This window comes from Rhodobacter capsulatus SB 1003 (genome assembly GCF_000021865.1).
Taxonomy (GTDB): Bacteria; Pseudomonadota; Alphaproteobacteria; order Rhodobacterales; family Rhodobacteraceae; genus Rhodobacter; species Rhodobacter capsulatus_B.
Map to the genome: position 1 here is coordinate 1074247 of NC_014034.1, position 20881 is coordinate 1095127.

33 protein-coding genes, 1 other RNA gene and 2 pseudogenes are annotated in these 20881 nt (G+C 63.5%); 5 read left to right on the forward strand and 31 right to left on the reverse strand.

Annotated elements, in window-relative coordinates:
• Positions 1 to 49 precede the first annotated feature (49 nt).
• From RCAP_RS04950 to RCAP_RS05075, 30 genes are all read right to left on the reverse strand, one after another.
• On the reverse strand, positions 50 to 1426 hold the full coding sequence (locus RCAP_RS04950; protein ID WP_013066724.1) for a DUF935 domain-containing protein: 1377 nt from the start codon (positions 1424 to 1426) through the stop codon (positions 50 to 52).
• Positions 1423 to 1647 carry a hypothetical protein gene (locus RCAP_RS04955; RefSeq protein ID WP_013066725.1) on the reverse strand — a complete coding sequence of 75 codons (225 nt, stop codon included), beginning with the start codon at positions 1645 to 1647 and terminating at the stop codon, positions 1423 to 1425. Before RCAP_RS04955 ends, RCAP_RS04950 begins: the two co-directional genes overlap by 4 nt.
• On the reverse strand, positions 1644 to 1982 hold the full coding sequence (locus RCAP_RS04960) for a DUF6527 family protein (protein WP_016042342.1): 339 nt from the start codon (positions 1980 to 1982) through the stop codon (positions 1644 to 1646). The genes RCAP_RS04955 and RCAP_RS04960 overlap by 4 nt, the downstream gene beginning before the upstream one ends.
• Positions 1982 to 2131, reverse strand: a complete 150-nt coding sequence (locus RCAP_RS19525) for a hypothetical protein (protein WP_016042341.1) — start codon at positions 2129 to 2131, stop codon at positions 1982 to 1984. Before RCAP_RS19525 ends, RCAP_RS04960 begins: the two co-directional genes overlap by 1 nt.
• The gene (gene terL / locus RCAP_RS04965) at positions 2131 to 3789 is read right to left on the reverse strand and encodes a phage terminase large subunit (protein WP_013066727.1); all 1659 of its coding nucleotides are present in this window, start codon (positions 3787 to 3789) and stop codon (positions 2131 to 2133) included. Before terL ends, RCAP_RS19525 begins: the two co-directional genes overlap by 1 nt.
• A complete protein-coding gene (locus RCAP_RS04970) occupies positions 3786 to 4289 on the reverse strand; it encodes a DUF1804 family protein (RefSeq protein ID WP_013066728.1) in 504 nt (167 codons plus the stop codon). The genes terL and RCAP_RS04970 overlap by 4 nt, the downstream gene beginning before the upstream one ends.
• Complete coding sequence (locus RCAP_RS04975) at positions 4276 to 4542, reverse strand: hemolysin XhlA family protein (RefSeq protein WP_013066729.1); 267 nt, start codon at positions 4540 to 4542, stop codon at positions 4276 to 4278. Before RCAP_RS04975 ends, RCAP_RS04970 begins: the two co-directional genes overlap by 14 nt.
• Entirely contained in the window at positions 4539 to 5051 is a 513-nt protein-coding gene (locus RCAP_RS04980; RefSeq protein ID WP_013066730.1) for a 3TM-type holin, read from the reverse strand. The genes RCAP_RS04975 and RCAP_RS04980 overlap by 4 nt, the downstream gene beginning before the upstream one ends.
• Complete coding sequence (locus RCAP_RS04985) at positions 5051 to 5980, reverse strand: lysozyme (protein ID WP_013066731.1); 930 nt, start codon at positions 5978 to 5980, stop codon at positions 5051 to 5053. Before RCAP_RS04985 ends, RCAP_RS04980 begins: the two co-directional genes overlap by 1 nt.
• A gap of 71 nt (positions 5981 to 6051) precedes the next feature.
• Complete coding sequence (locus RCAP_RS04990) at positions 6052 to 6420, reverse strand: helix-turn-helix domain-containing protein (protein ID WP_013066732.1); 369 nt, start codon at positions 6418 to 6420, stop codon at positions 6052 to 6054.
• Between the two features lie 48 nt (positions 6421 to 6468).
• A complete protein-coding gene (locus RCAP_RS04995) occupies positions 6469 to 7146 on the reverse strand; it encodes a DUF7168 domain-containing protein (protein ID WP_013066733.1) in 678 nt (225 codons plus the stop codon).
• A 103-nt stretch (positions 7147 to 7249) separates the two neighbouring features.
• On the reverse strand, positions 7250 to 7696 hold the full coding sequence (locus tag RCAP_RS05000) for a regulatory protein GemA (protein ID WP_013066735.1): 447 nt from the start codon (positions 7694 to 7696) through the stop codon (positions 7250 to 7252).
• On the reverse strand, positions 7693 to 7908 hold the full coding sequence (locus RCAP_RS05005; protein WP_013066736.1) for a hypothetical protein: 216 nt from the start codon (positions 7906 to 7908) through the stop codon (positions 7693 to 7695). Before RCAP_RS05005 ends, RCAP_RS05000 begins: the two co-directional genes overlap by 4 nt.
• Positions 7905 to 8789 carry a hypothetical protein gene (locus RCAP_RS05010; protein WP_013066737.1) on the reverse strand — a complete coding sequence of 295 codons (885 nt, stop codon included), beginning with the start codon at positions 8787 to 8789 and terminating at the stop codon, positions 7905 to 7907. The genes RCAP_RS05005 and RCAP_RS05010 overlap by 4 nt, the downstream gene beginning before the upstream one ends.
• Positions 8790 to 8795: 6 nt before the next feature.
• Positions 8796 to 8866, reverse strand: an RNA gene (locus tag RCAP_RS18775) — hammerhead ribozyme type II.
• Positions 8866 to 9141, reverse strand: a complete 276-nt coding sequence (locus RCAP_RS05015; RefSeq protein WP_013066738.1) for an HU family DNA-binding protein — start codon at positions 9139 to 9141, stop codon at positions 8866 to 8868. The genes RCAP_RS18775 and RCAP_RS05015 overlap by 1 nt, the downstream gene beginning before the upstream one ends.
• Positions 9142 to 9233: 92 nt before the next feature.
• Complete coding sequence (locus RCAP_RS05020) at positions 9234 to 9467, reverse strand: YggL 50S ribosome-binding family protein (protein WP_016042339.1); 234 nt, start codon at positions 9465 to 9467, stop codon at positions 9234 to 9236.
• The gene (locus RCAP_RS05025; RefSeq protein WP_013066740.1) at positions 9467 to 10009 is read right to left on the reverse strand and encodes a host-nuclease inhibitor Gam family protein; all 543 of its coding nucleotides are present in this window, start codon (positions 10007 to 10009) and stop codon (positions 9467 to 9469) included. Before RCAP_RS05025 ends, RCAP_RS05020 begins: the two co-directional genes overlap by 1 nt.
• On the reverse strand, positions 9996 to 10361 hold the full coding sequence (locus RCAP_RS05030; protein ID WP_013066741.1) for a hypothetical protein: 366 nt from the start codon (positions 10359 to 10361) through the stop codon (positions 9996 to 9998). The genes RCAP_RS05025 and RCAP_RS05030 overlap by 14 nt, the downstream gene beginning before the upstream one ends.
• On the reverse strand, positions 10352 to 10939 hold the full coding sequence (locus RCAP_RS05035) for a helix-turn-helix domain-containing protein (RefSeq protein WP_013066742.1): 588 nt from the start codon (positions 10937 to 10939) through the stop codon (positions 10352 to 10354). The genes RCAP_RS05030 and RCAP_RS05035 overlap by 10 nt, the downstream gene beginning before the upstream one ends.
• Complete coding sequence (locus RCAP_RS05040) at positions 10939 to 11712, reverse strand: AAA family ATPase (protein ID WP_013066743.1); 774 nt, start codon at positions 11710 to 11712, stop codon at positions 10939 to 10941. Before RCAP_RS05040 ends, RCAP_RS05035 begins: the two co-directional genes overlap by 1 nt.
• A gap of 32 nt (positions 11713 to 11744) precedes the next feature.
• Positions 11745 to 14033, reverse strand: coding sequence for a Mu transposase C-terminal domain-containing protein (locus RCAP_RS05045; RefSeq protein WP_044033673.1), 2289 nt, complete (start codon positions 14031 to 14033; stop codon positions 11745 to 11747).
• A gap of 8 nt (positions 14034 to 14041) precedes the next feature.
• Positions 14042 to 14509: a hypothetical protein gene (locus tag RCAP_RS05050; RefSeq protein ID WP_013066745.1), complete on the reverse strand. Its 468-nt coding sequence runs from the start codon at positions 14507 to 14509 to the stop codon at positions 14042 to 14044.
• Position 14510: 1 nt separating this feature from the next.
• The gene (locus tag RCAP_RS05055; protein WP_238530223.1) at positions 14511 to 15350 is read right to left on the reverse strand and encodes a ParB/RepB/Spo0J family partition protein; all 840 of its coding nucleotides are present in this window, start codon (positions 15348 to 15350) and stop codon (positions 14511 to 14513) included.
• A gap of 21 nt (positions 15351 to 15371) precedes the next feature.
• The gene (locus RCAP_RS05060) at positions 15372 to 15563 is read right to left on the reverse strand and encodes a hypothetical protein (RefSeq protein WP_013066747.1); all 192 of its coding nucleotides are present in this window, start codon (positions 15561 to 15563) and stop codon (positions 15372 to 15374) included.
• Positions 15563 to 15853, reverse strand: a complete 291-nt coding sequence (locus RCAP_RS05065) for a hypothetical protein (protein ID WP_013066748.1) — start codon at positions 15851 to 15853, stop codon at positions 15563 to 15565. The genes RCAP_RS05060 and RCAP_RS05065 overlap by 1 nt, the downstream gene beginning before the upstream one ends.
• Positions 15850 to 15975, reverse strand: a complete 126-nt coding sequence (locus RCAP_RS20010; RefSeq protein ID WP_013066749.1) for a hypothetical protein — start codon at positions 15973 to 15975, stop codon at positions 15850 to 15852. The genes RCAP_RS05065 and RCAP_RS20010 overlap by 4 nt, the downstream gene beginning before the upstream one ends.
• A complete protein-coding gene (locus RCAP_RS20015) occupies positions 15975 to 16109 on the reverse strand; it encodes a hypothetical protein (RefSeq protein WP_013066750.1) in 135 nt (44 codons plus the stop codon). The genes RCAP_RS20010 and RCAP_RS20015 overlap by 1 nt, the downstream gene beginning before the upstream one ends.
• A complete protein-coding gene (locus RCAP_RS05070; RefSeq protein ID WP_013066751.1) occupies positions 16099 to 16416 on the reverse strand; it encodes a hypothetical protein in 318 nt (105 codons plus the stop codon). Before RCAP_RS05070 ends, RCAP_RS20015 begins: the two co-directional genes overlap by 11 nt.
• Complete coding sequence (locus tag RCAP_RS05075) at positions 16413 to 16706, reverse strand: helix-turn-helix domain-containing protein (protein WP_013066752.1); 294 nt, start codon at positions 16704 to 16706, stop codon at positions 16413 to 16415. Before RCAP_RS05075 ends, RCAP_RS05070 begins: the two co-directional genes overlap by 4 nt.
• Positions 16707 to 17006: 300 nt before the next feature.
• Between RCAP_RS05075 and RCAP_RS05080 the strand changes: the two genes are divergently transcribed.
• The 5 genes and pseudogenes from RCAP_RS05080 to RCAP_RS19850 form a co-directional block, all read left to right on the forward strand.
• Positions 17007 to 17567 (forward strand): S24 family peptidase, encoded by a 561-nt coding sequence (locus tag RCAP_RS05080; protein ID WP_238530224.1) that lies wholly within the window; start codon positions 17007 to 17009, stop codon positions 17565 to 17567.
• A gap of 161 nt (positions 17568 to 17728) precedes the next feature.
• Positions 17729 to 18109 carry a hypothetical protein gene (locus RCAP_RS05085; RefSeq protein WP_013066754.1) on the forward strand — a complete coding sequence of 127 codons (381 nt, stop codon included), beginning with the start codon at positions 17729 to 17731 and terminating at the stop codon, positions 18107 to 18109.
• A 56-nt stretch (positions 18110 to 18165) separates the two neighbouring features.
• Positions 18166 to 18597 carry a hypothetical protein gene (locus RCAP_RS18325; RefSeq protein ID WP_238530225.1) on the forward strand — a complete coding sequence of 144 codons (432 nt, stop codon included), beginning with the start codon at positions 18166 to 18168 and terminating at the stop codon, positions 18595 to 18597.
• 2 nt (positions 18598 to 18599) lie between these two features.
• On the forward strand, positions 18600 to 19289 hold the full coding sequence (locus RCAP_RS05095; protein ID WP_013066756.1) for a hypothetical protein: 690 nt from the start codon (positions 18600 to 18602) through the stop codon (positions 19287 to 19289).
• A gap of 710 nt (positions 19290 to 19999) precedes the next feature.
• A pseudogene (locus RCAP_RS19850) lies at positions 20000 to 20134 on the forward strand (IS110 family transposase); the annotation flags it as partial.
• A gap of 254 nt (positions 20135 to 20388) precedes the next feature.
• On the opposite strand, the pseudogene RCAP_RS05110 reads toward RCAP_RS19850, so the two are convergent.
• Positions 20389 to 20871, reverse strand: a pseudogene (locus RCAP_RS05110) (DDE-type integrase/transposase/recombinase); the annotation flags it as partial.
• Between the last annotated feature and the right edge of the window lie 10 nt (positions 20872 to 20881).

The window sequence follows — 20881 nt, forward strand, 5'->3', positions numbered from 1 at the left end:
ATCCGCTCGACCGGCCCGCCCGGCTCAGCGAAGCAGACGTGCCGATGCGTCAGGCTTTTTTTTTGAGCCAGGATGCCGCGAAGGTCGGATCGTCTGTGACGAAGGGATCGGGCGCGGCGGGCGCGGTTCCGAAGGTGCGCCGGGCCTCGACCAGGGCATCGATCGTCTTGTCGCTCAGGCTCTGGGTGATGTCGAACGACAGGATGTATTCCCGGGCCACGTCGTCATCTTCGAACCGAGCGGCCTCGGAAACGACGGTGCGGATCGCCCTGGCGGTCGCCTCGCTCGCCTCTGCCTGGCTCTTTTTCGTCGCAGCCTCGGCTTGCGCGTTCTTCGGCCGTTCGCGCCAGATCTTCGGCACGGCGGCCCCGGGAAGGTTGTAATCGACAATCCACTGCAGGAGCTGCTCGGTCAGCGTGCCCGAAAGCAGATCGCCGTCACCGTCGGCCAGCATATCCAGCATTTCCATATGCACTTCGCCAAGCGCGCGGTTGCCGCCGGACTCGCCTACCTGCGTCGTCAGCGTCTCGCCGGTGGTGGCGATCGAGATCTGCCGGTCCCAGTAGTTCAGGAACTGCTCATAGGTCACGCTGCCCGAGCGGCTCGCCTCCAGAAACTCGGCATCGGTGCCCATCGGCACGACAATGGCCGACGAGGTGACGGCGCCCTGCAGCGTGGTCAGCAGCTTGCGCTGCTCCTCGGGCAGCGATCCGATCGGGCTTTTGCCCACGATCGTCGGCCCGGCGAACTTTTCGAGGAAGTGCAGCCAGAAGGTGATGCCCTCACGCTTGAAGAGCACCGGCCAGAACAGACGGCTGCCCAGCCCCAACCCATAGGGGTTTTCGCCCTTCACACCGACGCGGTGCACAATGAACTTCCGCTCGGGCAGCTCGATCCCTTCCGACATCGCCGTCCAGGTCAGCAGCCGCGGCCGCCATTCGGTGTCGAAGACAAAGCGGCGCTGGTCGATCGACTTGATCTTCACCGGCTTGATCCGGGCGCCGTCGCGGCCCCAGACCACTTCGCTCACCGCATAGCCCTTCAGGGTTGCGTCGAGCAGGCCCTTGCAGACCTGGTCAAAGGGCAACGCCCCGATCATTTCGCGGACCAGCTCGGCCGCGGCCTTGTCGATCGGGCGGTCGCCCCCGGCCTCGACCTTCCACTCGCGCGAGATCAGCGCCCCCTTGCGCTTTTCGAGCATGGCCCCGGCATGGGTGTCGCGCTCGATCTCGTCATAGATCTTCAGCCCCTTGCCGCCGCCCTGGCTCAGCAGCGTGTCGTCAGAATTCTGCAGCACCCCGCTGAAAAACGGGATGGTGATGTCGTTCCGGGCATTGGCGATCAGCGCCGTGGCCGCAGCGGGCAGGTTCTTGCGGGGCTGCTCGGCGAAAGCGGTCGGGCGAGGCTTGCGGTGACGGCGGCTCACGGGGCATCCCCTTTTTCCATGGCGGCGAGGATCTCGCGCTCGACTTTATGGGCGTCAGGGCCGTTCAAATACCACGGTTGATGCTTGACCCTGTGAACCTTGCCATCCCACATGGTGATGATCAGGACGCTGTCGCTCCCGTTCATGTAGTGCCGATGGTCCCACTCCATCGAGGCGACGAAGGCGGGGTTGATATGCCGGTCTTGGTCGATGCGGATCATTCAGCATCCTTCCAATCGGGCAGATCGACGGTCTGACCGGCAAGTGAGTGCGTGCAGTCGCCCAGGAACTGGATGCACCCATCGGTGATGAAAGAATGGCAGACGCGCTTGATGTCCTTCGATGTGTCGTCAAATTCCTCCGGCACATCGCTCGGATCACTCCACGTCACAAGGATTGATGGCGTAAACGTCGGCGCGTCGCCGCTGCCATTCCAGCCCCAGCGCGGCCCGGCGCCCTCGCCAACCGTGACCATGTGCGGCTCGCCGCAACCCGGGCAGCGAAACATGAGGCCTCCGCCTTCAAGTGTCCGCAATTTTGAACCGAGCGCGCCCATCACCCTCTCCGTTTCCAGAGGCGTGCTTGTTGCACAACATGCGCTCCAAGCCGATCGAGCGCGTTGGACGCATCCCAACCCAACCGGCCACCGATCACGAGGCCGAAGCCACAAAGCACCGAAATCACAATAAGCTCGATTGCGAACATCACCCTCTCCTCAGCCGATAGCCGCCCAACTTCTCGCTGCTCGAAGACGCGCCGGAGGTCAGCATCACGCCACCGCCACCGCCCTTGCCAGCGTAGAACAGGGTGTTCTGCCAAAGCATGTCGAGCGCATCCGGCCCGTCATCGTGATCGCCGTTCGGCCATTGCTGCAGCTGGTCAATCAGCGTGCGATGCGCGGTGCTGAACCGGATCAGCCCCGCAGCCACCGGCGGCTGCAGGCGCTCGATGCGCAGGTCCTTGTCGGCCGAGGGCGTGATCGGCACGGCCGAGATGCCAACGCCATCGCGGGCGGCCCGCGTCATCAGCTCGGTGCGCAGGAACTCCTGAAACTGAACCGTTTCAACGAACCACATCAGCGCCCGATATTCGCGCTGCAGGGCGATCGTGTCGGCGATGATCAGATCGGGCAGGCGCTTGCGGATCGAGGCTTCGACCACATCAAGCTTCCCGGCCAGCCGGTCGAAGCCGCCGATCAGGATTGCTGACGGGTCGCGCCCCTTGCCAGCCTTGCCAAGGCTCGGGTCGATCGCGCCGAAGAAGATCCATTCCCGCAGCGGCTGCACCCAATAGGTCAGATCGCCAAACGGGTTCCCCTCGCTGATCGGCTGGTTCTGATATTCGGTCTGGAAGGCGGCTTTGTCGGCCGCGCGCTCCAGCATCAGGAACAGCAGCGACTGCACCGAGGGCCAGTTGACCACCGCGCCCTGATCCATCTCGGCCTTGCGCGCCTCGTAAAACGCCTTGGCCGCGTCTTCGCCGTCGTTGTGATAGACCTCTTCGAACCGGTCCCACAGGTCCATCCGGTCGGGGAACTTCACCACCGCCTGGAACTCGGTCACGCGCCATCCGGGCGCCTTCGCGGCGCGCACGATAACGGCGTCGAAGTGCAACACCGTGCCGACCCAGATCACATCCATGCTGCCGTCGGGCGGGCCGACCTTCAGCGCGGCGCGATAGATCCAGTTCCAAAGCTTGGTGCGCTGCTCGGGGCTGCGCACCTGTTCGTCGTTCTCGATGTCGTCCAGGAACAGCAGATCGGGCCGATACGGGCCATGACGGCGGCCACGGATCTTCTTGGCGGCGCCCAGGCCTTCGACGCGGATGTTGTTGCGCGTGACGATCTCGCCCTCGCGCCACAGGCGCCCCTGGCCGAATGCGTCAGGAAAATCGCACTGCAGCCGGACGTTCGTCGTCAGTTCGGCCTTGATCGCCTCGATCAAAAGCGCCGCCTGTTCATAGACGTCGCAGACCTCGATGATGTAGCGCTTGAGCCCGCGCATGATGCAGTAAAGCGCGAAGCCCAGAGACAGGTGCGTCGATTTGGAGGCCCCGCGCGGCGCGACGAAGAGATCCCGCACGCCCTTTTCAGAGGCGAGGATTTCCGGCACCCGGGCGAAGATGTGCTGGTGGAACAGGCTGTGCTCGCCCTTCACATAGTGGGGCAAGTAGGTTTCCATGAAGAACTGGAAGCCGTCGGCCTCGGCCACCCGGCGCAGTCGCTCTTTTTTGGCGGCCGGATCGGGCGCGAAGGCCTCGACGCTCAGTTCGATATGGCGGGCAAATTCGCTCGCCATTTCCGCGATCTTTTCGCGGAAGTCCTTCGAGCTGACGGCGGCCTTCAGCTTCGGCCGCCGGGTCATGACGTGTAGATCTCGGCCAGCCGCTCACTGAAGGGCTCGATGATCTCGAGGATCGCGGCCGAATGGTGGGGGAAGTGCTCGCGCACGAAATCCAGCATCTCGCGCATGACATGCTGCGCCACGCCCAGTTCCGAGATCTTCGGCGCGAACTTCTTGGCGCTGGCGGCCATTTTCGTCATCGCGTCCGAAAGGGAGACGAGCATCGACACCTTTTCCTGCGTCGTATGGCTTCCGGACTTGATCTCTTCGAGGATCTCTTGCGCCTGGATCATGAAGTCTTCGACCACGGTCGAAACCACGGCCTCGACGCCTTCGCCAGCGATCACATGGGCGGTGCGGGCCTTGTCCCAGTCGTCGCCCTGTTCCTTGGCGGCTTTCTTCCAGCGCCCGACCGTCGCCTCGGAAATGCCGTAAGCGGCGGCGATGGTGGCGGCGGTAAAGCGCCGGAAGACATAGTCCGAGCGGGCCTTGCGGCGCACATCCTCGTTATTGCGCGCCATTGAGGCCTCCCGAGATGACGAACTTGATGACGGCGGCCAAGAGCCCGCCCAGGATCAGGGTGATGAGCCAAGTGATGCCAGACCGGATCGACTTGAGCGTTTCGGTGGTGTTCTTGCGCCATTCGGCCATGGTCGCCCCGTCGAGCTCGATCCGTTGGATCCGCTCTTCGTGCCGGTCGATGCGCTTGTGGGCGCGCTCGATCGACTCGGCGACATGCGGGGGCACGGCGGGATGGCTGGGCAGTGCGGTCATTTCTGCGCCCCCGCCCATTTCGCGACCATGTCTTTGGCCGTGTGCCCGCCCATGTAAAGACCCATGTAAATCCCCGAAAGCGTCAGCAGCTGGTCAACGGACATCTGCGGCATCGCGGTCCCGAACGCGGCGTTGACGACATGCAGCACGATCACCGACCACAGCCAGAGCGCCGCCAGCAGATACATCCCGGCCGGGCGCCAGGCGCGCATCCAGAGCGGTTCGGAGGCCTCGGCCGCCAGCTGCGCCTTCTGCAGCTCCAGCCCCGAAGCATAAAGGGCGATCAGTTCCGGGCTGCGCTCCTCGACCGTGCGCAAAGCCTGGGTGACCACCGCGGGCTGATCCTCGGCCGCCTGGTCGAGTTGATCCACCGGCACACCGACCTGATCGGCGATCGCACCGAGAATATCACCGGCAAGCTGACCGGCGCCGTCGCCGAATTTGCGGGCGACGATCTTTTCGACGACTTTCAGGCCGGCCGATCCGGCCAGGGCAACAAGGGCGGACATCAGAAGCTCCTCAGGGTCGCGGCCAGGCGCGGCGCGCGGCCTTGGATTTTCGCGGCGATCACGTCGCGGTAGGCCCACGCGAGCCACAGGCCCCACAGCCCGATCACCGCGGCCGCAGCGCCGATCGCCCAAGGCTGCGCGGCGATCCAGTCAGTGATGTCCGACATGCCGGTCGGAGCCGTGGCGCTGACGCCGGTGGCCGTGGTGCTGACACTCGCCAAGGCGACGGGCTTGGCCTTCTCGGCAGCATCGAGACGCCGTTGCAGGGTGGACAGGGTGGCCCGGCCGATCTTGCCATCGATCGTCAGACCGTGATCGGCCTGGAAGCGGCGGATCTCGGCCGCGGGAATGGCGAGGGAATCGAGCCCGACTTTGTAGCCGAGCTTTCCAAAGGCCGTCATCGCGTTCAGCTTTTCGTCGAAATTGAGCTTCAGCACCCATCTTGCAAGGCTGACCGAAGGACGGCCAATTTCCAGCAGCACCGGATATTCCGCATCGAACAGGATGCGCAGTTCCCGATCGCGCCGCTTGACCAGCCCGGGAAGCACCTTGCCGCCACCCTTGTTCCACAGGCGGAATTTCTCGGAAATCGCCGCTTTTCCGGCCTTGCGCGCCCAAAGCGGCACCCACGACGCCTTCTGGATCGCCCCGGTGTTCCAATCGAACAGAACGCCCGCGTCGAATTCGTGCTGCTTGGCCCCGGTCATCACCAGGGCGACACGGGGCTCATACTTCGCGGCCAACGCTTTCTTGGTCAGATCGCGCGATTGCTGGGCGGTGATGACCATGCCAGCCTTCGGAGTAATGACGCCCGAGGCGGCAGTCAGGCCCGGCCCGATCGTCCATTTGCCCGCGGGGCACCGATAGGCCCGCAGGACATTGCCTTCTTCGAGCTCAAGCGCCTCGACGCCTTTATCGCTGGTCTGCATTTCTTGCTCCGCGCGTTTTCCAACCTCTGGCACGCGCGCGAAAGCAAAACCCCCGGACACAGGTCCGGGGGTCAGTCGTCGGGAAAGAGGGGGAGCTGATCGGGCGGCCTGTTCGCCAGCCGCCTGACATGGCGCTGTGAGATCCCGAGCGTGGCGGCGATCTCGCGCCGCCCGCGCCCGGTGTCGGCCAGCCGCTGCACATCGAGACGGCGCATCCTGCTGCGGCCGTGGGGCACATAGAGCCGCTGCCCGGACAGGAAATGGCAGAGTTGCGCCGCGACACCCTCGCCCAGGACCTTCACCAGCTCGGCCGAGGGCTTGCGGCGCGGAAACTCGACTTCCTGCCCCCCGAAATGTTGCATGAGACTGAGGGCAACGCCAAGCCCAAAGGTTTCCGCCACATCGACAAGCGACTCGGGCACGTCAGGGCTGAGGGTCATGATAATCTCCGGGGCGCGTGAGGGGAAAGCGTCAGGGGTAGGACCATTTTAGTCCGGTTCGTTGACAGAAAGTGAGAGGCAATTTTTCGCTCCGGCGACACCGTGCGAAAGTTCCACTCTCTCCCCGGCCGCAAGCCCCGCGAGCAGCGCCTTGCCGTTGCGCAGCTTGGCGGGCGCGGGACCCCTGACCGGCGTGCCGCCTGGAAACATCTGGTCCCGCGCCGACATGGCGAGGCTGCGCGCTTCGGACGATCTGACACCTTCAAACAGCGCCTCAAGCTTCATCTGCAGACGCCGCACCATGGCATGCGTGAAGTCCTGGACAGCGCGACGTTTGCTGTCGATCGACCGGCGGCGCTTGTAATTCTGCGAGCCCTTGTATTCGGCAATCGCACCATCAATCGCCCGGCCGAGCACGACGAAAAGATAAGCCGCAATCTCAGGGCCGGGTCCGGCTCCGACAAATGTTGCCCGACCAAACTCATAAATCAGCGCGGTGTTGGTGTTGCGGGCCAGCGTCCCCCAGAGCGGATCGCGCGCCCCGTTACCGTTCGTCTTCGACTTCGCCGAGGCCTTCCCGAACAGGACATCAGCTTCGGTCAACCCGTGTTCCTGCATCAGTTGCGCCGCTTTTTCGGCGGCGGCCATCGCTTCGGCTTCCGAACAACCGCGGGCTTTGGTCATTCCCAGAAGGGCGGCGATCCTGCGTTTAACGTCGTCGGCCATCAGCGCAGCCCCCAGAACACGGCGGCGGTGACGACGATCATCGCGCCCGGGGCGGCGACGGTCAGCCAGTAATGGGCGCGCAGATAGTCAAGCACGAAGGTCATCATTTCCGATCTCCCTCTCTGGGCAATTCGGTGGGGATGTTGTGGCGTTTGCACCAGGCCTGCAGGGCCTCGATCACGGTGCTGATCTGCTTGGCGTCGGTCATCCGGTCGATGTCGATCGGCACCGCGCCCCAGGCGGCGCCATAGCGCGACCGGATGAAGGCGTTCAGCCCCTTCGCGCCCGCCACATTCGCGACGCCCGCCTTGTGCAGCAGGCCCCAGAGGACATGGCAGTAGCGAACATCGCGGCGGGCGGCGGGGGCGCGCTTGCCGCCGGTCTTCTGGAAGCCCATGCGCTTCATCTCGTCAAGAACCGCAGTTTTCTGACGGTCCGTCATCAGCTTCAGCGAAGCCTTCCCGGTCACCCGCTCCAGCATGGCGCGGTAATCGTCCTCGGCCATGCCGATCTGGCCCTTGGCGATGTTGATCACGGTGTTCAGGTTCATTTCAGCCCCGCATGCGCTTTGAGGATCGCGACCTCGATGTCGTCGGCCCCGAAGTTCGTCTGAGCCGCCTCGATGTGAAACACAGCGCCCGTGCACATCGTCACCCGCAGCGCCCGAAAGCCGCTGGGCTTGGGAGTGGGCCCCGTGACCCACTCCATCGCCGCGACGAACTGCGGGTTGATATGCACCCCGAAGTCGGTCGAGATCATCATTTCAGGACACCGGCCCGGGCGCGCAGCACCTGCAGCAGCTGCGTCTGCCGCTCGATCGTCACGCCGTTCGGCGTCAGCGCGATGAAGCGCGCCTTGGCCTCGCCAACTTCCTTGCCGATCTCGTCAGCCACGACGGCCATCTGCTTGCCGCTCGCCAGACCTTCGACCAGCGCCAGATCGAGGCCCGCCGACCAGCCGCCGCGATAGCCGAGCTTGCCCAGGAACTCGGTCAGCTCGCGCCACCAAAGCGGCTTGGGCTCATCCTTTTGTGCGGACACGTCGGGCAGCGGGGCGATGGGCGCCACGAACGCCGCAACGGACTGCGTCGCCGCCTTTTTCTTCGCCCCAGACCAGGCCACATAGCGCCCGCGCAGCTTGGGCATGCTCACGCCCAGCGTCGCGGCGACTTCCGCCATATTCGACCCGCCTTCGACGGCCAGGAAGGCATCAGCCCAATCCGCATCGCTCGGCTCGCCCCGCGGCGCGGCCACCTCGGCAACGGCGGCCTCGACGGGCGGCGCGACCTCTTCGACGGCGATGTCTACCGCATCATCCGCGACCTCGGCGGGCTTCGACGCGATGATGGCTTCGAGCAGCTTGTCGGCATCCTCCGTGCCCAGCGGCTCGAATTCCGTGTCATAATCGTCCGCGACGGCCGGATGCTCCTCGATCTCGATCGTCACGCCGTGAAAATCGGGGGCCGAGTCGTTTTCCAGAAGCTCGTCTGGCTGGTCGGGTTCTCCGACGCGCAGGCTCTCAAGGTCATTCAGACCGTCAGCAACGGTCTCCGCAAGCGCGGCATCATAAAAGACCGCGACCGTGACCGGCCTCAGCGCGTAGAGCTCGACGCGACCGTCTTCGAGCTGGTTCGTGTAATACATGCCATCCTCCGGCTGCTCATCAGGCCCCGGCCACCACGCCGGGACGACGCCCCCGGTTGTCCGGGGGCGTTTCGCGTCAGGATTTCTTCGGCTTCGCGGGCTTGAAGGCGAGATGCGCGCTGGCGGGGATCTCGACCTGTTCCCCGGTGGCCGGGTTGCGGCCCATGCGCGCCTTTTTCTGACGCTGTTCAAAGGAGCCGAAGCCCATCAGGGTCACCTTCGACCCGGCTTCGGTCTGGGCGGTGATCACGCCCAGCGTGGCGTCCAGCATGTCCTTGACGTTGGTCTTGGCAAAACCGGTCTGGGCCGCGACTGCGTCGACCAGGTCGGATTTCGAGAAAGTCTTGCCCATGGGGGCCTCCTGTTTGGTTCGGTTGGTCTTCTGAGTGGGTCCGCGAGTGGCGGGGTAGGCCCGGCCGGAGTGGACGGCCGGTAAAAGCGTTGTCAGTGATGGCGATCGATCTCTTTTGCTTTGCGCAGCCACGCCTTGACGGCGGCGCGATCGCCTTCGGTGCAGCTCGCGGTGATCCGGCACAGCCGTGCCGTGTATGTGCCGCTGGAAAACCTGACGCTGCCGCCATAGCCCTGAAACACGTTCAGCAAGCTTTCGTCGGGCGCACCGTCCAAGCCGACGATCACCGCCTCCAGCACCTTCCCGCTATCTTGGTCCGCGCGCATCACACCCCCTCCGGCAGTTCGGTCTCGAACGGCTCCACGATGAAATCTTCGCCGTCGCTGCCGATCGTGACCCCGGCGATCGTCTTGGCGAGCTGGCGGTTGGCCAGCATCGCTTCCTTGTTCAGCTCTTCCTTGGTGCGAATGAACTGCGCTGCCAGACCCAGCTTCTTGATCGTGGCAAGCACCTCATCGACCTTGCGGATCGTCACTTTCGCGGGCCGCAGCTTCCAGCTGATCTCGCCCGTCGTGAAGCGCGCGAACTTGACCTTGTTGCCCCGCGTGAGCCGGTCGCGATTCACCTCGCAGAACATCTTCAGGCCTTCGGTCTTCGCCTCGATCTCGGCACGCAGCGGCTCGACCAGCGTCCCGTATTTTTCCTGCAGGGCCGCGATTTCGTCATTCAGATCCGCTTCGGCGCGGGCAATCTTCCGGTTCAGATCGCCGATCTCGCGAATGGCGCTGCGCGCCTCGCTGTCGTCTTGCGGGATCGGCAAAGCGCTCGCCTTGGTCTTGGTCTTCTTGGACCTGTTAGACACCGTCATTTCCTTTCGTCGGGTTGATGGGGCAGGCCCGGCAGGCGCCCCAGTGCTTCAGCTTTTCGGGGTTCGAGGTGGACATCGGCGCGGTGGCGAAGGCCCGGCAGTCGTCGGCCGAGATGCCGCGGCGCAGGTGCGGGCACATCATCTGGGAGCGGTAGAGCTGCATCACGGCCGCGCCATGCTTGCGCGTCACCAGATCGAGGCTCTTGGCCGGATAGGTGCCGTTGATCAGCATCGAGACGGAGGGCCGCTTCATGCCAACTTCGCGCGCGATCTGCGCGATCGGCTTGCCCTTGGCCGCTTCGGCCTTCAGCAGCTCGATCCATTCCGGGTTCGGCAGCGAGATCAGCGACACGGGATATCCTCCCCGGTGTTGAAATCGTGCACGATGCCCAGTTTCGAACGATGCAGCGGCGCCCGGGGTCCGGTGTTGCGATCCAGGCGAAACCGCTTCAGCCCATTCGACCCGGGCTTCGTGCCCTTCCGACGCCCGGGCAGCTCCGACACATACCCGGAGGATTTCAGGACGCGGATATAGCTCCCGGCGTTGGTCATCGCGTCGCGCTCGCCATCGACGGCATCGCAGACCACATCCGAGATCGTGAAGGTCCCGCGCAGCCGCATCGAGCGCCAGACGCGATCGCGAAACCCGTTCGTTTCGGGGCGCGACAGCACATTGCTAGAGGCATCGACCGGGCCGCTGGTGATGACCTTGCCATCGGCAATGGCCTGTAACCCGCGGAAGGTGATCTTGTAGATCCCGGGCCGATCGCGGGAGATATAACCGCGATCGACCAGCGACGCCGCCGCTTTCGACACCCGCTTCGGGGACACCTCCAGCGCAAGGGCGATCTGGATCGTCGGTGCCGTCAGCGGAAGCGCAAGGTGCTGCAGCACCTTCATCTGCAGCTCTCCGGGGCCAAAGCTCGCCATCACGCCGCCACCGTCACGATGATTTCCTTGCCGTTCGTGCGGTCGGTCATGATCGGCTGACCGGCCATGTCGGCCAGCGTCACACCGTCATCGTCGATCTCGGCGCGCAGGCCGAACCGTTCGATATGCGCGATCGCGTCCAGGATTTCCCGGTTGAAGCCCTTCGAGGCCCGCCAGACATACTGGATCAGCTCCTCGGCGACCGGCACCTCGCACCGCTCGCGAATGATGGCCCGGGCGTCGTCGATCGTGGCGGGGGTGAACGCGACCTTGTTCGGTGCCCGGCTCTCGATCTGCGGAAAGCGGCGCAGGTTGTCGCGCAGCGTTCCCATGCCGACAAGGATCGTCGGCAAGAACTTCAGGTCGGAAATACCGCGGATCGCCTCCATGATCTCGCCGCGCGACGACACCAGGTCGCATTCGTCGATCACGATGCCGAAGGTCCGATCCCGCAGCGCCGCCCGATCGGCCCGGTCTTGAAGCTCGCTCAGGACACGCGCGAACCGATCCCGCTTGCCGCGGATGCTCTTCGGGTCTACCGACAGTTCGGCCAGAAGCTCCTGGATGAACCAGCCGTAATCCCAGCCCTTCTGCGCCCGCAGATAGACGCTGCCAGTCTGGGTGACCCAGCGATTGAGCGTCGTGGTCTTGCCAAGGCCCGGCTTGCCATCGACAACGACCATGCAGGCCTCTTCGGCGCCGCGTTCGTTGAGCTTCTTAAGCGAGGCGTAGAATTCGCGGACGTTGCTCGTCTCGACAAAAACGTTTCTCATGTTATGCTCCCTCATCTTCCCAGTGAAGTTCGTCAGGCAACGGCGCGGAGGAGGTTTCGCAGCGCCTCCAAGTCGATGCCTGACATTCGAAACAGCTCCCGCGCGGTCGAGCTGTTCAGGCAGCCCCGCAAAACGGCGATCTGGTTAGGTTTCAGTTCTTCCGGATGCTCCAGCGCCCAGGCGGCGAGCGCCTCGTCCGAAGCGAAGGTCCGACGCTTCGCAGCGGGTGCCGATGCAGCTTCGACGGGCGCAATGCTGACGGTGCTCGGCGCGGTGATCGTCACCATCTCGGCCGCAGGCGCATCGAACATTCCTGCGGGGATGTTCTGAGCCCGCAGATCGACCAGCTGCTGCCCCGCGCGCTCGGCTTCAACGGCCGCGACCTTGCGTTCCAGCCGCTTCAGCTGACCCTTGGCGCGGTTTTCGATGGCCTGCTGCTCATAGCTGACCGGGAAATAGCGCTCGGCATTCGCCATGAAGCGGGCAACGCAGATCAGTTTGCCGGGCTGCCCGGTTTCCTTGTCGAACTCGCGCACCCAGACCCGATCGGCCTGGTGATAGTCGTAACCGACCATCACCTTCGGCTCGTGATAGGGGGCAAGCGCGTGATCGAAATACTGGTTGGTGTTCCACAGCACCTCGCCGCGCCGTGTGGTACGGATCTCGTAGGGGCGGAAAAGATCGTCGGCCTCGGCCGGATCGACCGTCACGGGCTCGAAACCGCGCACCACATGGGCCTCCCAGCACTCGTTGGGCGACATGTGGCGCAGCTTGCCCGTCTCCGGGTCGCGGATCTGCGGCAGGCTGCTGTGCGGCTTGGCGTTGTATTCGGCGACCATGTCCTCGCACAGCTTCACGAACTCCGCCCAGGTCGGCAGGTTGCGCGACCGGCCGTATTCGCGGATCTCGCGACGGGTCAGCTTGTGGATCTTGTCGCCAGCCTCCTTGTCCATGTCGGTGCCGATGTAGGTCGGCAGGCGCTTGGCAAGCCGGTCCCAGATCGTGTGCTGAATGCGCTCGATGCGCCCCTTTGCCTGCGACCCATAGGGCGCGGCATGGGCCTTCGTGATGCCCAGCCGCCCCATCAGGCCGGACACGTCAGCATCCATCGCCTCGTTGCGATAGCCGGGGCCGCGGTCCACATAGAAGATCGCGCAGATCCCGTGCGAGACGCAGGACCGCCGCAGCGCCTCGGCCACGGACTTCTGATTTTCCGACCGGCCAAGCGAAATGCCAACCACCTTGCGCGTCACCAGATCCATGACCGTGGTGATTTCGGGCCGGATCGCATTGTGGCTGACCGGGTCCTCGATCTCGGCGTCGAAGGTCTTGCCGTCGGCGGTGTAAACCGTGGTCGGCCACATGTCGTCGGTGGTGCGGGTGACATAGGGCAGGCGCGAGCGCAGTGTCAGCATGCCTTCGCGGCCGACGTGCTTCTCGATGTTGTTCATCCGCACCCGCAGGATGTATTCGACCTGCGACAGCGTCAGCGTCATCAGCTGCACACCGTCTTTCGCCGCGGCTTCCTTGAGATATTCGCGATAGGCATCGGCGATCGACGGCTTGCTGGGCATAGCATAGTGCCGAAGGAAGTCCGCGAAGGCGGGCGGGATCGGCATTTCCTCTTTCGTCGCCGCAGGGGCCAGCGCCACGACGCCCTTTTCGTCGCGAGTCTTGAACCAGTCATAGATCGCGCTGCGACCGACAGAGGGCTTGCCGCGGCGGTCATTCGCCACCACGATCCGCTCCGGGTCAATCATGAACCCGGTCTTCAGAAGCAGCGGCCGCGCCAGGCTGGCGATCTCGCGATCCGTCAGGATTTCCCCGCAATCCCGCCGCGCCTCGATTTCCTGACGCACGACCATCGCGGCCTGTGCGTTCAGGAACTGCGCCACGCCCCAGGCACGGCCCATCCCCTGCGAAATCGCATAGCCCTCGATCGCCTTCAGGATCTCGGCACGGGCTTCCATCACATTGCGGGCGCGGGCGGGCAGCGTGCTGGCCTTCAGCGCCGCGATCCGGCGATCATCCGCCGAGTGCTCGGCCTCCAGACGGGCTTTGAGGCCAGCAGTGATCAGACTGCCCTCATAGGCCAGCCGCAGCGGCTCCGGCATCAGGCTGATGTGGTACTCCATCCCGCCGCCGCCGACCTTTCCGGGGCGCTTGCGGGCCAGATTTTTTCCAAGCTCATTCCATCCATTGCGCGCGGCATAATCTCTGGCGCCGCGCTCGGCTTGCGGAAAGCACGTCAGTCCGCGCGCTTTGGAGATCTCAGCCAGCTCGCGTGCCGTGAAGAAGGTCTGAGGTGCGGAAGTCGTCACAAGGTCTTTCAACGGTTCACCCTCCGACGAGCGGCCAGAGCCGCCCGGCGTGCCTGCATTTCTTCGATGTGTTCTTCGAGAAGCCGCTCTTCGATCAGAGCGGCATATTCATCCTCGATCACCGTCAGGCCGAACTCACCCGGCACGAAGCCAAGCAGGTCACGCGCCCCGGTGACCTTGACGAGCGCGATGAAGGCATCGAGCGGGATGCGGTGCTCCTCAGACCCTTCGGAACACCACTTGTTGAGGATTGCCTCTGACACCGGACGGCCAAGGAACTCAGCCATGTCGCGCGCGATTTGCGCTCTCGACTGACCACTATCGCGCGCGTCGCGCAGCGCATGGGCAATGATCCGCGCAATCTTGCTGTCCAGCCGCCCGCGCCCGATGACGTCGGCGCTGTAACCGACGGCAACCTTCTTCGGCTGCCATTCGAACAGGTCTTTCGTCAGGGGATCACGGTGACGGGGGGGCATGTCAGATCTTCCCCTGCCGACGCAGGGAGGCGATCACGCGCCCCTCATGGGCCAAGACCACCCGATCAAGCGTGTGATCGTCCAGCGCCTCGATCGCGCGATGCACCGCCTGGTAGCGCTTTTCGACCTCGCTCGGGCGCGATCCGGCCTCGATCAGCACCAGCGCATCTGCCACGCTGGCCGCGATCGGCGGATCGCTCAGCAACATGTCCATGATCCGCTCTTGTCGGGCCGGGCTTTGCTCGGACAGCGCCTTGATTTCCGACTGGTTCGAGGCGGTCTTGGTGCCCACCAGACGGCGGCGGCTGTCAGGCGTCAGGCCGGTCCAGATCTTGACGGCGATGTTGATCGCGCGCTTCGACATGCCGATTTTTTCGGCCACTTCCGTAGCAAAACCGAAGATTTGCACCTTCTCATCACCGGTGGGAAAAGTTTTCCCACCGCCGTTTGCGAAGTCAGGGTGCATCCGATCCCAGACCACCTTCAGCTCGTACAGGTGCTGCGCCCGGTCCAGCGCCGTCAGCTCGTTGCGGCCGAGGTTCTCCAGAACCTCATCCATCCGCGCTTCGTCGGTCGAGCGCTCGGAAAGCACCCGCGCCGGGATCGCCGCGCGCCCCAGCAGCTCGAAGGCGCGCAGCCGGTGCAGACCGGCGATCAGCACATAGATCGGATGGTCATCGGTGCTCGCAAAATGCGGCTTCACGGTGATCGGGTGCATCAACCCCTGCACCTCGATCAGCCCGGCCAGCGCCGCAGCGCCGTCCGCATCGAACGACCGCGCCCGATCCTCCGGAACACGGATCGCATCCAGCGCGATGTCAGTGAAAACTTCGGTCGTCATGCCTGTATCCATCTGAGTTTCTCAGCACACGGCGGCTGCGCGCCGCTTCGTGCGTGCCATGCCTGCAGCCAGTTGCAGCTGCAGGCCGATGTCTTTGGTTTCCGGCTTGGACGCCGCCTCGGCGGCGATCGCATCGACGGCGCTGACGAGCCGAAGATGCATCGCCACCAGGTCGGCGACCTCATGGGCATTCATCGCCACGATCCCGACCATCACCGCCCCCGGCCTTTCGGCAGCTGCGGGCGCACCTCGTCTCTCAGCGCGCCGCCAGCCCCGCGGCACCGGTCGCACAGCCGGTTGTGAAACCCCAGCGACAGGAACGGCTTGCGGCAGCACATGCACGAACGGCTTTGCGGCCGTTTCTTTTCGGGGATGGTCTCGAAGTGGCCCTCAAGCCAAGCTTCGGCCTTCTTCCGGCTGTCAAACTTCGGGGCCTTGCCGCCGACACCGGCGACAGAAAACCCCGCCGAGGTGCTCACGATATGCGGACGATGCTGGGTCATTGCTGCACCACCACCGCATAGATGCCCAACCCCCACAGCGCCGTCCCGATCGGCAGGGCCACGATGACGATCAGCACCGTCAGCAGCTGCAGGAGGTCATCCAGACGCTTGCGGCGCGTCATCACGGCGCCACCCCGGCGATGCCGCCGAGCCCCCCGGCCAGAAAGCACCCGACCCAGATCGTCAGGACGATAGACGCCGCGCCGATCACGTCCTCGATCATCTCGACAAGCCCGAAGCGATCCTCACCGCCCATGACCGGCCTCCGTCACCAGCGCCACCGGCATCGCAACGCTCACCGGATGCGTCATCATCGACGCCACCGCCGCCCGCAGCAGCAGATCTTCACTGACCGCCGCGCGGCCATCCTGCTCATGCGCTTCCGCCACCAGGAACGACTGGATCTCGCGCAGCGCCTGGGCCAACCGCGACCGCGTCCACTGGTCGGGCGGCAAGCCACCCGACAGAACGGCGATCGCCTCGCCAAGATCACCGGCCGCACGCCGAAAACCGGCCGCGGACCCGTCAAGAACGGGCGTGGGTTTGGACGAAATCGGGCTCATGCTGCGACTCCCTTGTCAGGATCGAGACCCGCTTTTTTCCTTGCGATCCGGGCTTCATTCTCGGCAGAAAGAAGCGAGGATTTCCGCATGGGATAACGAGTCGGGAAAAGCTCCGCGGGCGGCACGCCAAGAAAATCGGCGAGGACCTTCTCGGCAGAGCGGACGGGGCGGCTCCAAACGGACCGCATCTGACTCGGGTTCATGTCGTTGAGGATGGCAAGGCCCGTCAGGGTCATGCCTTTCTCCTCAAGGGCGCACTTGATCTGGGCTTTCGTCCAGATTTTGCTCATCTGGGACCTCCTGGGGAAAGTCGATGTTGGCGCATCGGCTTTTTTCGGTTTCGTTCGTTGCAATCGTCTGCGGCTCACGCCGCCGACACAGGTAAGGGATAACAGCGCTTCTCTGTTTAGTAAACAGAGAAAGTGAACTTATAGATGGGTAGAAAACCAGTATCAAAAACAGAGTTTTCCCAGAGACTTACGGCGGTCCGTGAGGCGTTAGGGCACGAAAGCAGGAAAGCATTCGCAGGTGTTCTTGGGATGAACCCAGAGACATTGGGGGGCTACGAGAGGGGAGACACCTCCCCTGACATGCAGTTCCTTGCTCGCTATAAACAGGATTTCGCTGTTAATCTGGATTGGCTTATCACCGGTGATGGAGAGATGTTTCAGTCTTCAGCAGGGAGCTCCCAAGGGCTCCCCGCGCCGATCATGGATTTCAGCCAACCGGATTTCGTCAGATTGCCCGTTTACAACGATGTGCACGCCTCGGCCGGGTCGGGCATGGTGCCCGCCTCAGAACAGGCCGACGGCGTGGTCGCCTTCACCCGCCGTTTCCTCGCCAACCAGGGCGCAAGACCGGATCACTGCTCGGTCATCTGGGCGCGTGGAACCTCGATGAAGCCGACGATCCCGGACGGCGCGCTTCTCGTCGTCGATCACAGCCAGCGCGAAGTCGAGCACGGCTGCATCTACGTCTTCAACGTCTCAGACCGGCTCCTGGTCAAACGCGCCAGATGGCGCCTCGACGGTCGTCTCGAACTCGTCTCGGACAATGCCGACGAGGGCTATCCGGTCGAGACCTTCGGCGCCGAATCCGTCGATCAACTGCGCGTCGTCGGCCGCGTCGTCTACTTTGGGAGGACGCCGTGATCGATCAACCGACCGATATAGCCCGCTCGCATGGTTCGGCATCAGCCTCATCGGCGGCGTGCTGGCACCGGCGGCAAAATTTAATCGCTTGACTTACTAACGCTACGTTAGTATAAGGGGGCATGCAAACGGGGCATCCCCCCACGGAATGGAGAGCCAAGATGACCAACCGCGCCACCTGCCGCATCATCGAGACGCTGGGCAGCCCGACCACCGACGCTGCGATCGGCTGCCTGATTGGCCTCGGCCATCACGAACTGGCCGACAAACTGGCCGCCGCGGAATATGACCGCGATTTCTGGCAGCGGTCGCTCGACAAGCTCCCGCGCAATTCCGAGCTGGCGGGCGCCGATGACAACGACAACGCGGATCCCTTCTGGGCGTTTAAATATAAAGACGTTGCGGCCGGAGACCTCGCATTCTCCAACCTCACGGCAGCCCAGAAAGAGGTCAACCGCCTCTCGGCCGAGGTCGAGGAGATCCGCCAGCAGATGATCTTGCAGCTTCCGCTCGGCACCTACGAAGATCATCTGGGCCTCTGACCGCCCTGCCAGTGCGGCCCTACGGGGCTGCACCGCCGGACGATCAGGAGATGCTGATGGCGCAGTATGACATCAAATATGCCTGCGGCCACACCGCCACCAAGCAGCTGTACGGCAAAGACGCGGATCGGCAGCGCTACATTGCCTGGGCGGGGCTCAATGCCTCGTGCCCGGCATGTACCGCCGCCAATGCGGCCACAGCATTGGCGGACCTCGAAGCCGAGTATGGGCTGCCTCCCCTCGACGGATCGCTCAAACAGATCGACTGGTCTCGTCAGATCCGCGCAGACAAAATTCGGGAGTTTGTGGTGCTGATGGACAAGCAGCGCGCGGCGGTTCGGGAAGATAAGCTTGAGCTTTTTGATGTGCAAAATGCAGTGGTCATTACCGCGATGTGCGGCGTGACAGCGGCAAAATGGTGGATCGATCACCGCGATGACGGCGCTTTTTCGGTGGCGCGTCAGCTGTTTGCCCAGGCCAAGGGGTAACCATGCTCATCCGCGACAGTCTGCGCATTACGATTAACAGCCTGCATGGCGGGGCGGCTGTGCAATTTCCCAAAGACACAACCCTGATCAGCAGTTTCAAAGCGCGCTTTCCGCGGGCGCGGTGGGGATCCGGCACCAGGTCATGGCACATTCCTGGCAAACTGGCGGCCGCGCGCGCTCAAATATGGGCCGAGGAGCAGTCGGACTATCTCGGCAGGCTCGAAATGGCGGCGCGTGATGCGGAGTGGGCAGATCAGTCCAAGCCCAGTCCCAGGCCCGCAATCCGGTCGATAATGTGGCACGCGATACCCGGGCAACCGTCTCGGCGCGCTACAGCGGCGCCACCTTCTGGCGACATCGAGCGCGCGGTGCGGGCCGTCGAGGATCTGGCGCAGGACACCGTACGCCGCGTGCTTTGGGGATTCCTTTCACCGCCCTTCGGGGTGTGGCAGATCTATCCTGCCGGATGGGAGACAGGCTACGGCGATAGCACATACATGGGGTTTTCGACCTGGCACAAGCTGACTGGCGGCACCGGTACGGTGCATTGGCGTTGGCAGGCCGTTTGCGGCGGCGACACCTGGCAGACAGATGGCTGGATGCCAGATGCCCTGTGGAGTAATCAGGCACTGGCTGGACACCGCGCCAAACTGTGGGCCGCGATCAATCCCAAACTAGGTATCGTGATATGACCGAGCTAACCATTTCGCCAATCAACGACCCTCGGCCGTTTTCGGATGTCCTGCGGACATGGCTCGATGCTCGCCAAATCACCGCGTACGCGGCTGCGCCCATACTGGGCACGACGCAACAGTCGATCGGGCGCTGGCTTTCTGGTCAGCCCTGTGCCCACGAGCGGGCGTATCGGGCGCTGCTGTCCATCTCGTAACTGCATCCCAGTTCGACAACGGATCGCTCTGCGTATTGTCGTGCTTTAATTGACGTCAGGATTGCCGTTTGCAGTCGATTCCTGACGCTTCCACCGGCGAGATAGACTGCCGACCTTAGTCGCCGTGCCGCCTCACCGAATGGCTATACATTTCTTTTACTATTCAGCGCTTTGCCTGTTTTCCGCGTGACCATATGCAAGGTCGGCACCGTTTGCCGACCTTGCCATGCCCAAGACCGGCGCAGCAGCCTTTGCGATCATCCTCTATGGCGCCTTTTATCCTTTATCCGCCAATATGTTACCATCTGCGGCCGGATGCAGTCTCTTTAGCGCTTTTCTGTCAGGAAATGTCGCCCCAATGTCGAGTTTTTCCGCCACTTTCGACACCAACTTGCAATCTTCTGCATGTCCTCGATGCATCCAAAAACGTCATATGTGTCAACGTTTTCAGCGCGTTCCACATCGCGCCTCGGGGTCGTCGCCTCGTCCGGAAGGTAGTCCCCCCCTACATATACTGCCATCGCCGCCAAGATGGCGCGCACCATTCACGCCGTGATCAAGTCCGGCGAACCCTATCGCCCCTTCTTCGAGGGGGCGAGCCCAGGCGGAAGGACCCCTCTCTGTAGAGCCGTGGAGGCAGCTTCCTGACCTCGTAGATAATGTTCGCCATCGTCGGGGAAACGATCCCCCGGATCGTTCCCTGATCCTCCTCTGTCCGCTTGGGATTTCGGATCTCGTCTTGAGGACGGTGAGGGCGGCAATCAGGCCGACCCTGTATTTGCTATGGAAGAGACCACTTCTTGACGGCGGAGCCCGCCTGGGCAACTATTCAACAGGTACCCGGTCGCTCGGATGCCCCGTGATCTGATGCCTCAAACGGCAAATCGTTCCCAACATAGGACGTTGTCAGAAACGATGCAGGCGGGTTTGCCGCGCCATTCGATGATCCGATCCAGGCTCCGGATGACCCGCTCCGCTGGCAGTGAAAAGTCGACCTCGATGCCCAACCCTTCGCGGTTGAAATCATCCAGCACGTTCAGAAGCCGGAACTGTCGGCCATCGCCGAGCCGGTCAGCCATGAAGTCCATCGACCAGGTCACGTTCGGCGCATCCGGCACCGCCAAAGCGTCAGGTTTCTCTCGCTTCAGCCGTTTGCGAGGCTTGATCCGCAGGTTCAACTCAAGGGCGCAATAGATGCGGTAGACCCGCTTGTGGTTCCAAGGATAGCCCTTCACGTTGCGCAAATGCAGGAAACACAAGCCAAACCCCCAGGTCTTGCGGGCATCGGTCAGGCCGACCAGCAGGTCGGCGATCTCCTCGTTCTCGTCCTTCAGCTTCGGGCTGTAGCGATAACAGGTCTCGCTGACCTTGAAGGCCCGGCAGGCGCGAACTCCT

Excerpts from the sequence above, each read along its gene's own strand:
- RCAP_RS04955 (WP_013066725.1), bottom strand. The coding sequence starts at position 1,647 with ATGATCCGCATCGACCAAGACCGGCATATCAACCCCGCCTTCGTCGCC.
- RCAP_RS04960 (WP_016042342.1), bottom strand. The coding sequence starts at position 1,982 with ATGGGCGCGCTCGGTTCAAAATTGCGGACACTTGAAGGCGGAGGCCTC.
- RCAP_RS19525 (WP_016042341.1), bottom strand. The coding sequence starts at position 2,131 with ATGTTCGCAATCGAGCTTATTGTGATTTCGGTGCTTTGTGGCTTCGGC.
- terL (WP_013066727.1), bottom strand. The coding sequence starts at position 3,789 with ATGACCCGGCGGCCGAAGCTGAAGGCCGCCGTCAGCTCGAAGGACTTC.
- RCAP_RS04970 (WP_013066728.1), bottom strand. The coding sequence starts at position 4,289 with ATGGCGCGCAATAACGAGGATGTGCGCCGCAAGGCCCGCTCGGACTAT.
- RCAP_RS04975 (WP_013066729.1), bottom strand. The coding sequence starts at position 4,542 with ATGACCGCACTGCCCAGCCATCCCGCCGTGCCCCCGCATGTCGCCGAG.
- RCAP_RS04980 (WP_013066730.1), bottom strand. The coding sequence starts at position 5,051 with ATGTCCGCCCTTGTTGCCCTGGCCGGATCGGCCGGCCTGAAAGTCGTC.
- RCAP_RS04985 (WP_013066731.1), bottom strand. The coding sequence starts at position 5,980 with ATGCAGACCAGCGATAAAGGCGTCGAGGCGCTTGAGCTCGAAGAAGGC.
- RCAP_RS04990 (WP_013066732.1), bottom strand. The coding sequence starts at position 6,420 with ATGACCCTCAGCCCTGACGTGCCCGAGTCGCTTGTCGATGTGGCGGAA.
- RCAP_RS04995 (WP_013066733.1), bottom strand. The coding sequence starts at position 7,146 with ATGGCCGACGACGTTAAACGCAGGATCGCCGCCCTTCTGGGAATGACC.
- RCAP_RS05000 (WP_013066735.1), bottom strand. The coding sequence starts at position 7,696 with ATGAACCTGAACACCGTGATCAACATCGCCAAGGGCCAGATCGGCATG.
- RCAP_RS05005 (WP_013066736.1), bottom strand. The coding sequence starts at position 7,908 with ATGATGATCTCGACCGACTTCGGGGTGCATATCAACCCGCAGTTCGTC.
- RCAP_RS05010 (WP_013066737.1), bottom strand. The coding sequence starts at position 8,789 with ATGTATTACACGAACCAGCTCGAAGACGGTCGCGTCGAGCTCTACGCG.
- RCAP_RS05015 (WP_013066738.1), bottom strand. The coding sequence starts at position 9,141 with ATGGGCAAGACTTTCTCGAAATCCGACCTGGTCGACGCAGTCGCGGCC.
- RCAP_RS05020 (WP_016042339.1), bottom strand. The coding sequence starts at position 9,467 with ATGCGCGCGGACCAAGATAGCGGGAAGGTGCTGGAGGCGGTGATCGTC.
- RCAP_RS05025 (WP_013066740.1), bottom strand. The coding sequence starts at position 10,009 with ATGACGGTGTCTAACAGGTCCAAGAAGACCAAGACCAAGGCGAGCGCT.
- RCAP_RS05035 (WP_013066742.1), bottom strand. The coding sequence starts at position 10,939 with ATGGCGAGCTTTGGCCCCGGAGAGCTGCAGATGAAGGTGCTGCAGCAC.
- RCAP_RS05040 (WP_013066743.1), bottom strand. The coding sequence starts at position 11,712 with ATGAGAAACGTTTTTGTCGAGACGAGCAACGTCCGCGAATTCTACGCC.
- RCAP_RS05050 (WP_013066745.1), bottom strand. The coding sequence starts at position 14,509 with ATGCCCCCCCGTCACCGTGATCCCCTGACGAAAGACCTGTTCGAATGG.
- RCAP_RS05055 (WP_238530223.1), bottom strand. The coding sequence starts at position 15,350 with ATGACGACCGAAGTTTTCACTGACATCGCGCTGGATGCGATCCGTGTT.
- RCAP_RS05060 (WP_013066747.1), bottom strand. The coding sequence starts at position 15,563 with ATGGTCGGGATCGTGGCGATGAATGCCCATGAGGTCGCCGACCTGGTG.
- RCAP_RS05065 (WP_013066748.1), bottom strand. The coding sequence starts at position 15,853 with ATGACCCAGCATCGTCCGCATATCGTGAGCACCTCGGCGGGGTTTTCT.
- RCAP_RS20010 (WP_013066749.1), bottom strand. The coding sequence starts at position 15,975 with ATGACGCGCCGCAAGCGTCTGGATGACCTCCTGCAGCTGCTGACGGTG.
- RCAP_RS20015 (WP_013066750.1), bottom strand. The coding sequence starts at position 16,109 with ATGGGCGGTGAGGATCGCTTCGGGCTTGTCGAGATGATCGAGGACGTG.
- RCAP_RS05070 (WP_013066751.1), bottom strand. The coding sequence starts at position 16,416 with ATGAGCCCGATTTCGTCCAAACCCACGCCCGTTCTTGACGGGTCCGCG.
- RCAP_RS05075 (WP_013066752.1), bottom strand. The coding sequence starts at position 16,706 with ATGAGCAAAATCTGGACGAAAGCCCAGATCAAGTGCGCCCTTGAGGAG.
- RCAP_RS05080 (WP_238530224.1), top strand. The coding sequence starts at position 17,007 with ATGCAGTTCCTTGCTCGCTATAAACAGGATTTCGCTGTTAATCTGGAT.
- RCAP_RS05085 (WP_013066754.1), top strand. The coding sequence starts at position 17,729 with ATGACCAACCGCGCCACCTGCCGCATCATCGAGACGCTGGGCAGCCCG.
- RCAP_RS18325 (WP_238530225.1), top strand. The coding sequence starts at position 18,166 with ATGGCGCAGTATGACATCAAATATGCCTGCGGCCACACCGCCACCAAG.
- RCAP_RS05095 (WP_013066756.1), top strand. The coding sequence starts at position 18,600 with ATGCTCATCCGCGACAGTCTGCGCATTACGATTAACAGCCTGCATGGC.